Annotated in this window: 10 protein-coding genes and 1 pseudogene; 5 read left to right on the top strand and 6 right to left on the bottom strand. The window is 75.4% G+C overall.

The window, feature by feature from the left end; all coding sequences use genetic code 11:
* Positions 1 to 7: 7 nt before the first annotated feature.
* Positions 8 to 832: a helix-turn-helix domain-containing protein gene (locus tag ACGFS9_RS22525; RefSeq protein ID WP_393255582.1), complete on the bottom strand. Its 825-nt coding sequence runs from the start codon at positions 830 to 832 to the stop codon at positions 8 to 10.
* A gap of 337 nt (positions 833 to 1,169) precedes the next feature.
* Here ACGFS9_RS22525 and ACGFS9_RS22520 point away from each other — a divergent pair, with 337 nt between their 5' ends.
* The gene (locus ACGFS9_RS22520) at positions 1,170 to 1,685 is read left to right on the top strand and encodes an ATP-binding protein (protein ID WP_393255556.1); all 516 of its coding nucleotides are present in this window, start codon (positions 1,170 to 1,172) and stop codon (positions 1,683 to 1,685) included.
* A gap of 178 nt (positions 1,686 to 1,863) precedes the next feature.
* On the opposite strand, the gene ACGFS9_RS22515 is transcribed toward ACGFS9_RS22520, so the two are convergent.
* Positions 1,864 to 2,148, bottom strand: coding sequence for a DUF397 domain-containing protein (locus ACGFS9_RS22515; protein ID WP_393255554.1), 285 nt, complete (start codon positions 2,146 to 2,148; stop codon positions 1,864 to 1,866).
* Positions 2,149 to 2,781: 633 nt separating this feature from the next.
* Here ACGFS9_RS22515 and ACGFS9_RS22510 point away from each other — a divergent pair.
* Both ACGFS9_RS22510 and ACGFS9_RS22505 read left to right on the top strand, forming a co-directional pair.
* Positions 2,782 to 3,327, top strand: coding sequence for a hypothetical protein (locus ACGFS9_RS22510; RefSeq protein WP_393255553.1), 546 nt, complete (start codon positions 2,782 to 2,784; stop codon positions 3,325 to 3,327).
* A 661-nt stretch (positions 3,328 to 3,988) separates the two neighbouring features.
* A complete protein-coding gene (locus ACGFS9_RS22505; protein WP_393255552.1) occupies positions 3,989 to 4,537 on the top strand; it encodes a DUF4232 domain-containing protein in 549 nt (182 codons plus the stop codon).
* Between the two features lie 47 nt (positions 4,538 to 4,584).
* On the opposite strand, the gene ACGFS9_RS22500 is transcribed toward ACGFS9_RS22505, so the two are convergent.
* Positions 4,585 to 5,733, bottom strand: a complete 1,149-nt coding sequence (locus ACGFS9_RS22500) for a DUF2786 domain-containing protein (RefSeq protein WP_393255551.1) — start codon at positions 5,731 to 5,733, stop codon at positions 4,585 to 4,587.
* A 410-nt stretch (positions 5,734 to 6,143) separates the two neighbouring features.
* On the opposite strand from ACGFS9_RS22500, the gene ACGFS9_RS22495 reads away from it, so the two are divergent.
* Positions 6,144 to 7,838 carry a bifunctional 3'-5' exonuclease/DNA polymerase gene (locus ACGFS9_RS22495; protein WP_393255550.1) on the top strand — a complete coding sequence of 565 codons (1,695 nt, stop codon included), beginning with the start codon at positions 6,144 to 6,146 and terminating at the stop codon, positions 7,836 to 7,838.
* A gap of 156 nt (positions 7,839 to 7,994) precedes the next feature.
* Here ACGFS9_RS22495 and ACGFS9_RS22490 read toward each other — a convergent pair whose 3' ends face one another.
* The 3 genes and pseudogenes from ACGFS9_RS22490 to ACGFS9_RS22480 all read right to left on the bottom strand — a co-directional run bounded on the left by ACGFS9_RS22490 (position 7,995) and on the right by ACGFS9_RS22480 (position 12,760).
* Positions 7,995 to 11,252 (bottom strand): BTAD domain-containing putative transcriptional regulator, encoded by a 3,258-nt coding sequence (locus ACGFS9_RS22490; RefSeq protein ID WP_393255581.1) that lies wholly within the window; start codon positions 11,250 to 11,252, stop codon positions 7,995 to 7,997.
* A gap of 814 nt (positions 11,253 to 12,066) precedes the next feature.
* Positions 12,067 to 12,162 (bottom strand): annotated as a pseudogene (locus ACGFS9_RS22485) (methionyl-tRNA formyltransferase); the annotation flags it as partial.
* Between the two features lie 16 nt (positions 12,163 to 12,178).
* Positions 12,179 to 12,760 (bottom strand): hypothetical protein, encoded by a 582-nt coding sequence (locus ACGFS9_RS22480; protein WP_393255548.1) that lies wholly within the window; start codon positions 12,758 to 12,760, stop codon positions 12,179 to 12,181.
* 184 nt (positions 12,761 to 12,944) lie between these two features.
* Here ACGFS9_RS22480 and ACGFS9_RS22475 point away from each other — a divergent pair, with 184 nt between their 5' ends.
* On the top strand, positions 12,945 to 16,973 hold the full coding sequence (locus ACGFS9_RS22475; protein WP_393255546.1) for a NocE: 4,029 nt from the start codon (positions 12,945 to 12,947) through the stop codon (positions 16,971 to 16,973).
* The last annotated feature ends 45 nt before the right edge of the window (positions 16,974 to 17,018 follow it).

Raw genomic sequence — 17,018 nt, 5'->3', positions numbered from 1 at the left:
GGGGCGGTCAGGAGAGCTGGAGAAGCCCGCGCAGCAGATCCCGGCTCTCCGAGGGGCCGGGGCTGTCCTGCTGGAGCTCCTTGAGCGCGTTCTCGTACTGGGTGACGTCCTCGCGCTTGTCCAGGTAGAGCGCGCTGGTGAGCTGCTCCAGGTAGACGACGTCGGAGAGATCGGACTCCGGGAAGCTGAGCAGGGTGAACGAACCGCTCTCGCCGGAGTGCCCGCCGAAGCTGAACGGCATCACCTGGAGGCGGACGTTGGGCCGCTCCGAGACGTCGATCAGGTGCTGGAGCTGCCCGCGCATCACCTCGCGGTCGCCGTAGGGGCGGCGCAGCGCGGCCTCGTCGAGGACGATGTGGAACTCCGGGGCGTTGTCCGCGAGGAGGTACTTCTGCCGCTCCAGGCGCAGCGCCACCCGGCGGTCGACGTCGGCCGCGGACGCACCCCTCATGCCGCGCCGGACCACGGCGCGCGCATAGTCCTCGGTCTGCAACAGGCCGTGCACGAACTGCACTTCGAAGACGCGGATCAGGTGGGCGGCCCCTTCGAGGCCCACGTAGGTGGGGAACCAGCTCGGCAGGACGTCGGAGTAACTGTGCCACCAGCCCGCGACGTTGGCCTCCTTGGCGAGCGAGACCAGGGAGGCGCGCTCCGCCTCGTCCACGATGCCGTAGAGCGTCAGCAGGTCCTCGACATCGCGCGTCTTGAAGCTCACCCGTCCCAACTCCATGCGGCTGATCTTCGATTCGGAGGCGCGGATCGAGTAGCCGGCCGCTTCACGGGTGATCCCGCGCGTCTCCCGCAGGCGCCGCAGATGCGACCCCAGCAGCATGCGCCGCACCACAGAGCCGCTCGACTCACCAGCGCTCACGTTCGTCCGCCTCCCCAACCGTCTTCCAGACGCCGCAGTCTGCCACTAAAACACTTCAAGCAGTACTCGTTCGGTTACGGAAACGGAAAGGAGCCGAACGAGCCGTGCACCAACAGATCAACAGAGCGTCAACAACGAGAACAAGACGCCGGAAGAAATCAGCCGGAACCCGGAAGGGAAGGTCCAATCCGGGCGCGTGCACGTGCATCTGCCCTTGCATCTGCTGTACGCATTCGGAACCATGGTCCCCGCGCCACCGCTGTATCGCAACGACCGCGAACTCCCGGGAGTGCCTCGCATGGGGACGAATGGATCGACCATGCTCGAACCCTTACGGCAGGGACTTCCGCCTCTCGACCCCGCGGCCGTCTGCAGCGCCGCCTCGTGCGCACTGCCCGCCCGCTTCGAGGCGGTCCGCGAGGCACGGCAGTTCACCCGCAGGACGCTGGACCAGTGGGACATCGGCGAGCGGTTCGACGACGTCTGCCTGGTGGTCTCGGAACTCGTCACCAACGCGCTGCGGCACGCCCTGCCCTCGGACACCCCGCGCGACGACCAAGGGCCGCCCGTGCGGCTGCACTTGATGCGCTGGACCTCGCGGCTGGTGTGCGTCGTCCGCGACCCCAGCCACGAGAGCCCGGTGGCCGGCGACTCGGACGACTTCTCCGCGGAGTCGGGCCGCGGCCTCTTCCTCGTCGACTCCTTCGCCGACGGCTGGGGCTGGCACCCGCTGGCCGGAACGCTCAGCGGCAAGGTGGTCTGGGCACTGTTCCGGCTGCCGCCGTGCGGCCCGGCGGCTCCCGGCCGCACGTGAGACACCGTGGCGCCCGCGGGCGCCACGGTTCCGCGCGCCGCACGGGGACGGCGGGCCGCCGCCGCGCCGCTCCGCGCCGTGCGTCACCGCGGAGCGGAGCCACCGCCAGCCCGCGCCGCGGGCGGGGCGGCCCGTACCGCTCCCCCGGCGCCGCACCTCCGGGACGCGACCGCGTCCGTCAGCCGGCGATCAGGTGGTCGAACTCGCCGTCCTTGATCCCCAGGAGCATCGCCTCGATCTCCGCGCGCGTGTAGACGAGCGCGGGCCCCTCGGGGAACCGCGAGTTGCGCACCGCCACGTCACCACCGGGCAACCGGGCGAACTCGACGCAGGAACCCTGCGAGTTGCTGTGCCTGCTCTTCTGCCAGGCCACGCCGTCCAGCCCGGTCGCCGCCATGCCGTTGTACACCTCGTCAGCCATGCCGTTGTCCACGTCATCCAGGTCGAACACGTCGTGGTCCACAGGTCGCTCCCCGGTCGTGCAGTGGCTGAGGTGGCCATAGATGCAGTGGTCAACTGCCTCGGATCATAGCTCTGTTCATGTGCAGATGCATGGGCAGATGCACGTGCACGCGGGGTGGTCCCGCGGTTACAGCTTTTACCGGCCCTTGACTACCGGCCGTCGTTCCCGTGACCACGGTCCGCAGCCCCGGTCGCGCCGGGCCGGCTCCGTCCGGCCCCTCGAACCGCTCCGGCACTCCATCCGGTCCAGCGCATTCCCCGGAGCCGGCGTCACATGCGGCCCCCGCCCGCCGCACGGTCGTCCGCACCGGCGTCCCGCCGGGCGCGCGGTGCTCCCGGAGGAATCGACCGGTTCGATTCCCTGGTCCTCCATCAAGAGACGCACGCGACACCGTTCCTGTTCCCCCGTGGATGTGATGGTCCCGTGGAGCCCCGCCCCGGCTCCCCCGCACGGGCGGGCGCGGAAGGCCCGGCACGGGCGCGGAGGGGACGTCGCGGGCCGGCGTGGAGCGGCGGGCCGGAGCGTCCCGGACCGGCACGAGCCGGCGGGGACGGGGAACCCGCGCCGGGGCCGCCTGGTACCTTGCTGCCGCCGTTCGGGCGACACGGCATCCGACCCACCTGGGGGGCTTCAGTGACGACCACGATCTTCCCGCTCCGCCGGACCCGGACCCGTCTCACGGCCGCGGCCGTGGGTGTGGCGGCCGCGCTCGCGCTCACCGGATGCAGCGGCGGCGGCGCGGGCGACTCCGGCAAGGGCTCGGCGACCCCCGGCCCGTCCTCCACGGACGGCACACGGGGTACGGACGGTACGGGCGGCACGGCCTCGGGCGGTGGCTCCGGCGACGCCTCCGCGGACGGCGAGCTGTCGGGCAGCTGGCTGACCACGGCGGGCGGCAAGGCCGTGGTGCTCATGGTCAACGGCGGCCGGGCCGGGCTCTTCGCGACCGGCGGCACCCTGTGCAGCGGCACCGCAACGGAGCGGTCGGGCACCCGCTCGATCCGCCTCACCTGCACGGACGGCAGCACGGACCGGGCGTCCGGCACGGTCGACTCCGTACGGGGCAAGACCCTGCGGGTGACCTGGCGGGGAGGTCTCGGCACGGAGACGTACACGCGGAGCGAGGGGGGCAAGCTGCCCTCGGGGCTGCCCACGGCGAGCCTCGGTACGGGGTCCTGACCCCGTACCGACCCGGGGGCCGGTGAGCCCGGCCGTCCCCGTGCGCCGGGACGAGGGTGCCGCGCACGGGAACGGCCACACCTCCCCCGCGGACGGCGAGCACGGGAGCACCCCCGGACACCGGTCCGGGCCGCGCGGCCGTCCCCCGGCGCCGGGACGACGGCGCTTCGCGCGGGGACGACGGTGCCTCACGCGCGGACGGCGAGTCTGGAAGCACCCGGGACGCCGGTCCCGGACACGCGGCCCTCCCCGAGCGCCGGGACGACGGTGCCGCGTAGGCACGGGGACGGCGGACCAGGGAGCACCCCGGGCACACGGGTCCGGGCCGCGCACGGCCGCTCCGGTTCGCGGGACCGTCGCGGTCTCCGGCACGGGCGGACGTCACCGGACCTGCGTCCCGCGGCCAGGCGAGGCTGTCCGCGGAGGCGCTGGGCCGCGGCCCGGCTTCGGCGCCCCGGCGAGGCGAGGCGACCGTGCCGACGGAGCGGCGGGCGGTCCGCTTCGGTGCACCGCGGGCCCCCGTTCGGTCGCCTTCCGGGCGTTCCGCGGGCAGAAACAGGCGATATCGGTCCCGTCCGGGTGAACGGCGAGGGGCACGCGACCCCCGCGGACGCTCGTGCGTGATGATCCATGCACATCGCTCCGACCCCCGGGGGAACCCATGCGCGCTCTGCCCATCGCCGTCACCGTCCTCGCCGCCGCCCTGGCCCTGGCCTCCTGCGACGACGGCGGTTCCGGCGACTCCGGGAAGTCCGGCGACCCGTCCGGCGCCGCGACCCGGGCCGTCGCCGCCTGCGCGATCGGCGACGCCGGTCTCCAGGTCGGTCCCGCGAACGCGGCGACCGCCGCCGGCGACACCGGCAACATCCCCGTGACCGTCACCAACAACGGCCCGCGCTGCACCCTGAAGGGTGTCCCCCGGCTCGCGGTGAAGGCCGCCACCGGGGACGCGGCCCCGATCGGCGCCGACGACTCCGCCCGGCCCGAGGAACTCACGCTCGGCCGGGGGGACACCGCGTCCTTCACCATCACCTACGTACGGGGGGCGGACGGCGACGCCGGGACCCTCGCCGCCAGGACGCTGACGGTCGGGTTCCCCGGCACCGGCGCCACCAAGGACTTCCCCTGGACCTACGGCCCCGTGGCGGGCAAGGGGCCGGCGGGCACGCCGAACGCGTCGGTGACCCCGTTCCAGCACGCGGGCGACTGACCCGGACCCGGACGGCCGGAGGGTCCGGGCGCGCCCCGGACCGGTCCTCAGCGGGACCGGCCGCCCTCTCCCGGCAGCCGGCGCCGGTCGCCGACGCGGGCCCGGTCCGCCGCGTCGGACCCCTCGTGCCATCCGGCCGCGTCGTCCACCCCGCGCATCCGGGTCGTCACGGTCCGCGGGAACATCCGGTCCAGGTGGTCCGCGACCGCCACGTCCCGGGCGGCCAGCACCGGCAGCAGGTCCCCCTCGGCCTCGGCCGCCTGCCCTTCGGCGACCGTCGCGAGCCGGTCGCCGATCCGGTGCGCGTACGCCGCGAGGAACGACTGCCGGAAGGTCTTCGTACGCTTCCGGCCGCCCGCCCGCTGGGCGGCCTCGGCCTTCGTCATCGCCGCCGTGGCCTGCACGAGCAGCGAGGTGTAGAGGAGTTCGACGGCCTCCAGATCGGCTTCGAAGCCCACGACGGTCGAGAAGCCGAAGGCGTCGTTCCACACGGCGCGGCAGCGGTTCGCCCGGGCCACCGCGTCCAGCAGGACCGCCTTGGCGGTCTCGTACGGCGCCTCGATGCCGACGCGGCAGGCGCCGGGCCCGTCCGCGGCATGGGTGCGGGCCGCGAGCAGCGCCTCGTCGATGCTGTGCCGCGCCATCAGTTCCTGCGCCTTGGCGCTGAGCGCCTCCGCCTCCTCCGGGTAGCCGGTCGCCTCCGCCTTGGCGAGCAGGGCGCGGATGCGGGCGAGCATGCGCGTCTCGCGCGGGGCGCCGGCCGGGGCGGCCGGCCGCGGGGTCTCCAGCGGTTCGACGGCGGGCAGCCGCAGCAGCAGGCGGTACAGCTCCAGGACGGCCGTGGCGTGGGAGAAGCGGTCGGTGCGGACGTCGTGCGCGTCCGCGCCCAACGCGTCGAGCTGGGCCGTCCAGCGGGCCCCGCGCGGTGCCCGGTCCGTCTCCCGCTCCCGGAGGATCAGGGAGGTCACCAGCCGTACGTGGACGTCGTCCAGGTCGCGCCGCACGAGCCGGACGACGTCGGCGGGCTGCCAGCCGCGCCGCCAGGCGGTCGCGACGAACTCCGCTCCCCGCCGGTCGCGTTCGGCGTCGGACGCCGGGTCGGCGGCGAGCAGGGAGGCGCCGGTGTCGAGGGCCGCGTCGGAGTCGGCGTAGAGGGCGGCCTCGAAGGCCCGCTCCACCGTGCTGGACGTACTCATCCCCCGATCGTGTCACGGGCCCGGAGCGGTCCGGACGGGGCAGGAGCGGCGGGCCGGCGGAGTATCCACACCCTGTGGACGGCGAGGGGCGCCCGCCACGGGGCCGCGGTGCGGGCCCCGGTGAGGGGGGCGGCGCCGGCCCGGTGCCGCGACGGCCGCCGCGGGCGCCCGCCGTCGCGGAGGTGACGCCCGCACGGCGGCGGTACCAGCCCGGTGGCAGCGGCGTGACCGGCCCGCGGCTGCCGCGCCGGGCCCGCCGCGCGCGGTCCCGGCGACCGCGGCCCTCCCCGCCGTCCCGCCCGCCGCCCCCCGCGCCGTCCGGACGGGCTCCGGGCGGCCCCGGCCGCCGCGCAGGGGCCCGGTCACCGGGGCGGACGGCGTTGTCGGACCCTCCTGCGAGACTCGGAGGCATGACCGAGCGCTGGGCTCTCGCGCCGGCCGAGGACGGCGGCGCGGACGTCGCCCCCCTCGGCCCGGACGGGCTGCCCGCCGGGCCGGTGCGCAGGGAGCCCGATCTCGCCAAGGCCGTGCGGACCCGGCCCGAGGTGGACCGGTGGGTGTGGCGGTCGACGGCCGAGGTGTACCCCCGGTTGCTGGCCGCGGGGGTGCGGATCGAGCGGTGCTACGACCTGGAGGCCGCCGAGACCCTGCTGCTCGGCCATGCGGGACGGCTCGGCGAACCGCGGTCTGCGGCCGCCGCGCTGGCCCGCCTGCGCGGCGGCCCCGTGCCGCCCGACCCGCCGCAGCGGTCCGCCGAACCCGGTTCGCAGTCCTCGCTCTTCGAGCCGGACCCGGTGCACCTGCCGCTCGCGGACCTGCTCACGGTCTACGCCGACCAGTGGCGCCGCCACGACGGCACCGCGCACCCCGGCCGGATGCGGCTGCTGACCGCCGCCGAGTCGGCGGGGATGCTGGTCGCCGCCGAGATGAACCGGACGGGCCTGCCGTGGAGCGCCGACGTGCACCGTGCCGTGCTGCACGACCTGCTCGGCGAGCGCTACACCGGCGGTGGGGAGCCGCGCCGTCTCGCCGAGCTGACCGACGAGATCTCCGCCGCCTTCGGCCGGCGCGTCCGGCCCGACCTGCCGGCCGACGTCGTCAGGGCGTTCGCGCGGGCCGGGGTCAAGGTCGGGTCCACCCGGCGCTGGGAGATCGAGTCGATCGACCACCCGGCGGTGCCGCCGCTGCTGGAGTACAAGCGGCTGTACCGGATCTGGGTCGCGCACGGCTGGTCCTGGCTCCAGGACTGGGTCCGGGACGGCCGCTTCCGCCCCGAGTACCAGCCGGGCGGGACCGTCACCGGACGCTGGGTCACCAACGGCGGCGGCGCCCTGCAGATCCCCAAGGTGATCCGCCGGGCGGTCGTCGCCGACCCCGGCTGGCGGCTGGTCGTCGCCGACGCCGACCAGATGGAGCCCCGCGTCCTCGCCGCCGTCTCCCGCGATCCCGGCCTGATGGAGGTCGCGGGCCGCGCGAGCGACCTCTACCAGGCGGTGTCGGACCGCGCCTTCTCCGGTGACCGGGCCCAGGCCAAAATCGCCGTGCTCGGCGCCGTGTACGGGCAGACCTCCGGCGACGGCCTGAAGAACCTCGCGCTGCTGCGCCGCCGCTTCCCCCGGGCCGTGGCCTACGTCGACGACGCGGCCCGCGCCGGCGAGGAGGGCCGGCTCGTGCGCACCTGGCTCGGCCGGACCAGTCCCCCCGCCGCCCGCGCCCGGGACGACGCCGGCGAGGAGGCCGGCATCCCGCAGGAGGACCCCGCCGCCCCCGCCGCCACCGACCAGGGCTGGAAGCCGGGCTACGCCTCGTCCGACGCCCGCGCCCGGGGCCGTTTCGCGCGCAACTTCGTCGTGCAGGGCAGCGCCGCCGACTGGGCGCTGCTGATGCTGGCGGCGCTGCGCCGCACCTGTGCGGACCTCTCCGCCGAACTGGTCTTCTTCCAGCACGACGAGGTGATCGTGCACTGCCCGGCGGAGGAGGCCGAGACCGTGGTGGCCGCCATCCGCGACGCGGCGGAGCTGGCCGGCCGCCTCACCTTCGGGGAGACCCCGGTGCGGTTCCCGTTCACGACCGCGGTCGTGCACTGCTACGCGGACGCCAAGTAGGCGGACGGGCCGCCCCGCCGGTCCGCGCCCGCGGCTCGGCGGCCGGTCGGGCACCGCCGCCGGCGCCGGAGGCCGGCAGCCGCCCTCCCGGACGTCGCGCCGGGGCCCCGCAGGTCACGGCGTCCCCCACCCGGCGAGCAGCGGTCACGGCGTCCCTCACCCGGCGAGCAGTCCCCGCAGTTCACCCACCACCGGGCTGTCGGTGCCCTCCAGCGCCGTGAGGGCACGCGCCCACTCCCGGTGCGCGGCGCCCGCGTCGCCCCGCTCCCGCAGCAGCAGGCCCCACTGGTGCCGGGCGAGACCGCCGGTGTACCGGTCGGCACGGCGGTCGGCGCGCCGGCACAGCAGGTCGCACTCGCCCTCCGCCCGCTCCTGCCGGCCCACCTCGCGCAGGGCGCGCACCAGGCCGAGCCGCGTCTGGGACTCCCCGTGCCAGTCGCCGTGGCCGCCCAGGACGCGCAGGCTCTCCTCGAAGTGCGGGATCGCGGCGGCCGGCTCGCCGAGCGTGAGATGGGCGTAGCCGATGTTGCAGTGCGCCGAGTGCCGGATGATCACGTCCCCCACGGCCTCGCCGATCGCGAGGCTGCGCCGGTGGTGGTCGATGGCCGCCCGCGGGTCGCTGTGCTCGTACAGGTTGCCCAGATGGCTGTACGTGACGGCCTCCGTGTGCGGGTCGTCCAGTGCGCGGGAGAGCCGCAGACTCTGCCGCAGGGCCTCTCCGGACTCGTCGTAGCGGCCGAGGCTCTCCAGCAGCATGCCGCGGTTGTTCAGGCCGCGCCGCACCCAGGAGGGCACACCGAGCCGGCGCCAGATGGCGAGCGCCTCGTCGGTCAGGGCGAGCGCCTCGCCCGCCCGGCCCGTCATGAAGTGCAGTCCGCCGAGGTCGCCGAGCGCGTACGCCTCGGCCGCCGCGTCCTCCAGCAGCCGTGCCGCGTCGAGCGCCGCCCGCTGGAGTCGCTCCAACTCGGCCACGTGGCCGCTGCGTCGGACGTACGGGTGGAGCATCCGGGCGAGCAGCGGCACATAGGCCGAGGTGCCCGCGCACCGCTCCGCCAGCACGGTCGCGTTGGCCAGCTCCGTGTCGCCCCAGGCGAACGCGTCGTGCGCGGAACGGAAGGGGGGTGTGGCCGCGACGTCCGCCGCGTGCCCGGCGGGCTGCGAGGCGGTCGGCCTGGCGCGGTCCTCCCGGTCGGGACCGGGTTCCAGGACGGCCTCCAGGCACCGGGCGGCGACCGCCGCGTACCAGCGCAGCGCCCGCTCGGCGACGACCGCGTCGTGTCCCCGCGCCGGGGTGCCGCGCCGGGGCGGGGAGCCGTCCGGCACCCGCCCGTCCGGTACCCCGGCGGCAGGGACGGCGGCGCTCGGCGCGTCCTCGCCGCGGGGCGGTCCGCCGGGTGGACCGGGTGCCCCGGGTGCGCCGCCCCCGTCCGCCTCGCCGGTCACCGCGGTGTCCGCGACCGGGCCGGCCGCCGCGAGGCCGCACTCCGCCGCGCCGGCGATCTCGCGCGCGAAGTCCCGTACCAGATCGTGGGGAACGTAGCGGCCGTACGCCGTCTCCTCCAGCAGGGCGACCTCGACGAGGCGGTCGAGGGCGGCCTCGGCGCGGCGTTCGCCGGTGGACAGGAGGCGGGCCAGCAGGCCGGCCCCGTACGCGGGCAGGTCGAGCGCGCCGATCCGGCACAGCGCCAGGGCGGCGTCCCGGTCCGCCTCCCGCTCGGAGGCGCGCAGCGCGTCGTGGGCCACCGCCAGGGAGCGGCGCACGCTCAGGTCGTCGTACTCCAGGTGGTGCAACCGGCTCTCGGCGGCGGCCAGTTGACCGGCCAGCGCGTCGGGGGTGAGGGCGCCGCGCGCGGCGAGGCGGGCCGCGACGACGCGCAGGGCCAGCGGGAGTCCGCCGGTGAGTGCGACGAGCGGATGCCCACGGTCCAGGCCGTCCCGGCGCCCGGAGACCGCGCGGAGCAGGTCCGCGCTGTCCTCGTCCCCCAGGGGCGCGAGCGGGAAGCGGTGGGCGCCGTCCAGGGCGGTGAGCGGCGAGCGGCTGGTGACGATCACCGCGCAGTCCGGCCCGGCCGGCAGCAGCGGGCGCACCTGGGCGGCGTGGGCGGCGTCGTCGAGGACCATGAGGGTGCGGGTCGACGCCAGGGTCGAGCGGAGCAGCGCGGCCGCCGCGTCCGGGTTCTCGGGGATGCGGCGGGGGTCCGTACCGAGGTCGCGCAGCAGTGCGGCGAGCGCCTGCCCCGCGGTGATGGGGGTCGTGCCGGGGGTGGCCCCCCGCAGGTTCACGTAGAGCTGCCCGTCGGAGAAACGTTCCCTCAACGCATGGGCGACGTGCAGGGCGAGCGCGCTCTTGCCGACGCCTGCCGTGCCGCTGATCACCGCGACCCGCGTCGAGGCCGGCGCCGCGCAGTGCGGATGCCAGCCGGCGGCGGACGGTTCGGGGAACGCGGCGGGCCGCGGCGGGCAGAGGACGCCGACCAGCCGGCCGCGGAGATCCGCCCGCCCCACGAAAGGCGCTGCCGGCGGCGGCAGTTGCGCGGGCCGGGAACCCGCGGCGGGCGCCTCCCGGCGCCGGTCCCCGGCCGCCGCGTCCCGCCGTCCGGCTCGCGGGCCCTGCCGGCCGGCCGCCGTCGCCCGCGGTCCGGACGGCGCCTGCCGGTCCGCCGCCCGGAGGATCTCCAGATGGGTCTCGCGCACCGCGGGCCCGGGCTCGACGCCGAGTTCCTCGACCAGTCGCGCGCGCAGGTCGCGGTGGACGGCGAGGGCCTCCGCCGGCCGCCCGGCACGGTGCAGGACGAGCATCAGCAGCCGGTGGAAGGACTCGCGGAGCGGGTGCTCGGCGATCCGGGCGGCCAGTTCGGGGGCGAGGCCGTCGAGCCGGGCGGCCGACGCGCCGCGGCGCAACTCCGCCTCGTACCCCCACTCCTCGACCAGCAGGCGGGCCTCCTCCAGGCGCCGGCCGAGGGGATGCCCGCCCGTCTCGGGCGGCAGACCGCTCAGCGGGGTGCCGCGCCACAGCGCGAGCGCGGCGGCGCACTCGCCCAGCACCCGCTCCGCGTCGCCGCCGGCGTGCGCGTCGCGTGCCGCGGCGACGTGCCGCTCGAAGAGGCGCACGTCGAACTCGCCCTCGGCCACGCGCAGGACGTAGCCCGGCGGGACGGCGCGCAGCCGTTCCGGATCGTCGAGGAGGCGGCGCAGCCGGGTCACGTGGTTGTGCAGGGACGCCTGGGCGGACGCGGGCGGGGCGCCGCCCCACAGCGCGTCCTTGAGGGCGTCCACGGAGACGACCCGGCCCGGTTCGAGGAGGAGGGCGGCCAGCAGGGCCCGCGTCTTGCCGCCGCCGAGGGGAACGGTCTCGCCGTCGGCACCGAACAGGACCGGCGTCCCCAGCAGCCCGAACCGCAGCCCGTTCCGCATCACACCGCCCCACGTCCTCCGCCCGGCCTCGCGCGACCGCGCTGCACGACGCGCTCGCGTCCCTCCGGCGACGGCGCCGCCGGCCGGCCGTCCCCTCGGGTGGAACGGTCGCCTCATGTTAGCGATCCGTTGGTGTGGCCTGATGTGATCACTTCATCGGATCTGGCCCGACGGTGCGCGCGTACGACGCGTAACTCGGGGGAGTGTCGCCGCCGCGGCCGGGTCCGGGGACGTGGCAGGCCCCGGTCGTCGAGGTGAGCGACCGGGGCCTGTGTCCGTCGGCGGCCCCCACGGGACCGCCGGCCGTCCCGGGCGGTGGGGCGCCGGCCGTGCGCCCGCGCGTCGCCGTCCACCGCCGGGCCCCGCACTCCCTCGGCGACACCGCACCGCGCTGTCGGCCCGCCGTCCGACCTCGTGCCCGGCCGGGCGGGCACGATCCGGACGCCCGGGCGGACCCCGGGCTCGGCACCCGCCCCCGGCCGGCACTCGCGCCGCGATGCCGGCCGTGCAGCGGAGGTCTCCTCGCGTACTCCCGCGCGCCCACGGCGCGGACGGACCGGCGCGCACCGGCCCGTCACCGGCGCCCCCGGCGCACCCGCACCCTTCCGCGCGAACTCTGAACTCCCTTTGTCCCGCAGGCGTGTTCACGCCCCGTGCGCCCGCGCGCGGGCAGGGAAGAGCACCCGCCCGCGAGGCCAACCGCCGTCCCTGAAGCTCGTCTTCGCAGGCACCCCCCCGCCAGGTCGCCCCCAACGGCAGCCCCACTACGTCGGGTTCGGCGTTCGGCGGCGTCCACGCCTCCGCGCCGGCCGACGGCGACCGGGCTCGCGACGCGCCGCCGCCCCCGTCCGGCCGGGGCGTCCGGCCGGGTCTCGGCGGCGGCCACCTCCTGCCGCTCGGAGGCGATCAGGGCGTCCGGGGCGGGGTCAGTGCGCCACCGGCGGGGCCACGCATCCCGTCTCCGGGTACGGGCCCGTGACCTCCGTCCACACCTGTCCGTCGTCCACCATCCCGGAGACGCAGGCGGTGGCACCGACCCGGATGCCGTAGAGGGTGCCGGGCACCGCCTCCGCGTGGTCCCCGTTCCAACGGGACCAGGGGCGCTGGACGCGCAGGTCGGCGGGCGCGAACCCGAGGGCGGCGAGCGCGGGGCGCACGGCGTCCGGGCCGACGCGGCCCCCGGCGCGCAGCCCCTCCAGGACCGGCCGGACCCTCGCCGCCTGGCGCCGGGCCGCCGCGGCGTCCGCGGCGCTCATCGCGCCCGGCCGGCGCCCGACCTCGTTCTCCGCGTGGTGCGGAGCGCTGTCCCCGCGGTCCGGCTCGGCGTGCGGACTCGGCGGCGCGGTCGTCACGGGAGACCCCGCGGCAGGTGGTCCGGAGGCCGTGCCGGGCGGCCCCGCCGGACGCCCGGTGCCGCAGCCGGTCAGGACCGGCCCGGCGGTCAGGACCGCCACGGCCGTCGCGACGGTCAGGGCGGACAGGGCCGGGCGGCGTTCGCGCGAGGACATGCCGCCCAGCGTGGCAGAGGGACCCGCGGGACGCCTGAGTACCCGCACTCAGCACGAACCGGCCACCGGCGCGAAGGAGGTGGAGGGGACAGGCCGAAGAGCGCCCCCTGCCACGCTGCTCGCTCCTCCCCCCACAGGTCACATGCCCTGTTCCGGGCGTGAACCCCACATGAAGGAAACGACGTTGAGACGCAGCAGACTCAGGAAGGCGAGGGTCCCGGTCACCGCGGTCGTCGCGATGGCGGTGGCCTGCGGCATCGGCACCACGCAGGCCTACGCGAACACGGCCCCACCCGGCACGGCCGACGGCTGGTCCCCCTCCCCCGCGTCCGCCCGGCCGGACGGCAAGGACCCGGCGCAGCGGCGCCCCGACGCGGTCCCCGCGAAACAGCGCGCCGACCTGCTCGGGAAGAACTACACCGCCTCCTCCGACCGGGCGTTCACCACGTCCGGCGACGGCACCGGCTTCCACGTGATGATCGCCGACGAGAAGAACGGCTACGCCTGGAAGACCGCCGCCTCGCTGTCCGAGCCGGGCTTCGAGACGGACACCTGGATCGGCAACGCCTGTGTGACCGGTTCCGGCCGGTACGCGGCCGTCGCGTACGCGCCGCGCACCTTCACCAACAAGCCGGACCTGCTGAGCCGGGGCGCGTTCACCGCGATCGTGGACCTGCGTTCGGGCGCCGTGCGCAAGCTGCCCTTCCAGGCCACCCTCGGCTACTTCTCGCCCGGCTGCGGCACCACCGAGACCGCGGTGTTCTCCCAGTTCACCGACGAGTCCACCTCCCGGACCAACCGGACCCGGCTGGTCTCCGTCGCGGCGGCCACCGGCAAGACCGCCACCACGAAGGTGCCCGGCCAGGTCACCTCGGCCGTCCCCGTCGACGGTGCGATCGTCGGCGCCCGCGGCAACCGACTCGTCCGCGTCGAGGGCGGCACGGTGGAGACCGTGGCGCGCACCCACGCCGTGCCGTTCCAGCTCCAGCCCGACGCCGACGGCGGTGTCACCTTCATCGACCGGCTGCCCGGCGGGGCCGCGACGTCCTCCACCGACGACCGGGCGGCCGTCTCGCGCGTCGCCGCGGGCGCGCTCGCCGCGCCGAAGGCCACGGCGCGGGCCACCCGGCTCGGCGAGGGCTCGCTCACCGCCTTCGACCTCGCGCGCACCCCCGCCGGCACGGTCTACGTCACCGGCTCGGCCCGGACCGGCGGGTCGCTGCCCTCCGCCGTGCGCAACCCCGGGGGCATCGCGAAGGACGCCCGGATCTCCAGCCGCGGCGGCGCCGCGGTGACCACCGCCTGGGCCGACGGCAAGGACTCCCGGATCTCCCAGAAGGACTCCTTCTCGGCGCGCGCCGCGCGGATCACGCTGAAGGCCCTGGACACCGGGAAGACCACCGTCCTGGACGCCGCTCCGGGCAACCGCATCGGTGACGCCGCCGCGCAGCGCGCCGCGACCGCGACGAGCCCGGCGCTCGCCGCGCCCGCACGGTCCGGGTCCGCGTCGTCGGGCGGGGCGAGCCCGGCGGCCGCCCCGGTCGACACCGACCGCACGTGCTCGGTGCCGCGCAACGACCCGAAGAAGCAGGCGTTCCAGCCGACCCCCCGGCAGATCGAGTGGGCCGTGGACCAGGCCGTCGTGGGCACCCTCAACAAGGGCGCGACCCGGGCGGCGAACTGGAAGAACACCGGCATGGGCGCCTACGCGCCGCAGAGCCTCTTCCCGCTCCAGTCGCTGAGCGGTGGCAGCGGCGCGAACTGGCACATCCCGGCCCAGGTGATGCTCGGCGTCACCGCGCAGGAGTCGAACATGTGGCAGGCGACCCGGTACGCCGTCCCCGGCGTCACGGCGAACCCGCTGATCGGCAACTTCTACGGCGTCTCCTACTCGTCCGACGGCACGCAGACCGACCCGTGGGCCATCGACTGGACCAAGTCCGACTGCGGCTACGGCGTCACCCAGGTCACCGACGGCATGCGGCTGCCCGGCAAGGGCCAGCCGACGAAGACCACCGCCCAGCAGGAGGCCATCGCCCTCGACTACGCGGCCAACATCGCGGCGGGCGTGAACATCCTCGTGGAGAAGTGGAACCAGACCCGCGCCGACGGGCTCACCATCAACGACGGCAGCCCCCAGTACATCGAGAACTGGTTCGCCGCCCTGTGGGCCTACAACTCGGGCTACCACCTGAAGTCGGACGCGGGCGGCAACGCCGGCAAGTACGGCCTGGGCTGGACCAACAACCCGGCCAACCCGCTCTGGAAGGAGAACCGCACGCCGTTCCTGGAGAACTCCGCGGGCGGCGACGACTACAGCCACGCGGCGCACCCCCAGGACTGGCCCTACGAGGAGAAGGTCGTCGGCTGGGCCGCGCGCCCCATCTCGGCGATGTTCGGCCCCGGCGACTTCCAGCCCGGCTACCGCGCCGCCTGGTGGACCAGCACCGCCGCGCGCACCGCCGCCAAGCCGCCCATCTCGCTGTTCTGCGACAGCGGCAACGACTGCGACCCGTCGAAGATCAGCGACAGCGCGACCAACGACACCGGCGGCGGCCCCTGCCTGCTGCCCGGTGACCCGAGCACCTCGGACCCGCTGTACCTGAAGTGCTGGTTCACCCAACCGGCCACCTGGAAGAACTGCACGTCCGCCGCCCAGTGCGGCAACCCGATCCACCGGTTCGACGACACCTATCCCGAGCAGCCGGACGCCAACTCCTACCCGCCGGCCTGCTCCTCGGGCCTGCCCTCGGGCACCTTCGTCGTCGACGACATCGACAACGGGGTGACACCCGCGGGGTCCGGCGGCCGCTCGTGCGGGGCGATCTCCTCCGCGGGCACCTTCGGCTTCGCCTTCGGGACGGCCTCGGCCCACATCGACCTGCACCAGATCGGCGCCGGCGACGAGAACCACTTCTGGTTCTCACACACCAACAAGAGCGGGACCGCCGACGCCTCCAAACTCCAGGCCACCGGCACCTGGACGCTCAACAAGACCAACCGCGGCTGGATGCGCGTGTGGATCCACCTGCCGGACCACGGGGCGCACACCCGCCAGGCGCTGTACAAGGTCGGCGGCTCCAACTCCACCAGCCCCAACCGGACGCTGCTCCAGCGGGTGATGAAGAACGAGTGGGTCTCCCTCGGCGTCTTCAACTTCACCGGCACCCCGACCGTCTCGCTGTCGAACGTCACGCAGGACGGCAAGGGCACCGAGGACGTCGCCTGGGACTCCGTCGGCTTCCAGCCGCTGAGCGCCAAGCCGGCCAACCAGGTCGTCGCGATGGGCGACTCCTACTCCTCCGGCGAGGGCGCCTCGGAGAACGGCGGCGACGACTACTACCCCGAGTCCGACTACTACGACTCCAACCAGCCCGACACCGAGGACAAGTGCCACCGGTCCCGGTACGCCTGGTCGCGGCAGGCGACCCTGCCGGGCTACGGCAAGTCGATCGGCGCGATGGCCGACGACCGGGACGCGGCCATGGACTACCACTTCATCGCCTGCTCCGGCGCCCGCCACTACAACATCCTCACCAAGGGCCAGAGCAGTGAACTCCCGCAGATCCAGCAGGGATACCTCGACCAGAACACCACGCTGGTGACGCTGTCCATCGGCGGCAACGACGCCCGGTTCGCCGACATCGTCCAGGAGTGCATCACGGCGCTGACCGTGTGCAACAACAACTCCATCGACGCCGTCGACCCGGACACCGGCGCGAAGACCGGCCAGTCCACCGGGTCGCTGGAGGAGTGGGCGCCCGTCTGGCTGCACGACCAGATCAGGCCCCGTCTGGCGGGCATGCTGAACGCGCTGCACCAGAAGGCGCCGAACGCCAAGATCGTGCTCATGGGCTACCCGCGGCTGCTGGAGCGCGACGGCAGCTGCGTGATCGGCATCGGCACGGCGGAGGCTCCGTGGCTCAACAGCATGGCCGACACCCTCGCCGCCGAGATGCAGGGTGCGGTGAACGACGCCAACACCCTGTACAACGCCAAGGCGGTGTTCTCCGACCCGCGGGACGAGTTCGCCGGCAAGGCGATCTGCGGTGATCCGGAGGACGTCAACGGCATCGTGCTCTCCGGTCACTCGGAGGCCGACAACCGCGACTGGGACTGGCTGCCGGGCAACGTGGCACCGTCCATGAAGTCCTTCCACCCGAAGATCCCGGGCGCCCGGCTCTACGCCGACAGCCTGGAGCACACGCTGTGACCGGGCCGGCGGCCCGCCGCACGGCCTGACCGGAGAGAAGGGCGG

Source organism: Streptomyces sp. NPDC048566 (assembly GCF_043199735.1).
Classification (GTDB): domain Bacteria; phylum Actinomycetota; class Actinomycetes; order Streptomycetales; family Streptomycetaceae; genus Streptomyces.
This window is presented reverse-complemented; position numbering and strand designations above follow the sequence as displayed.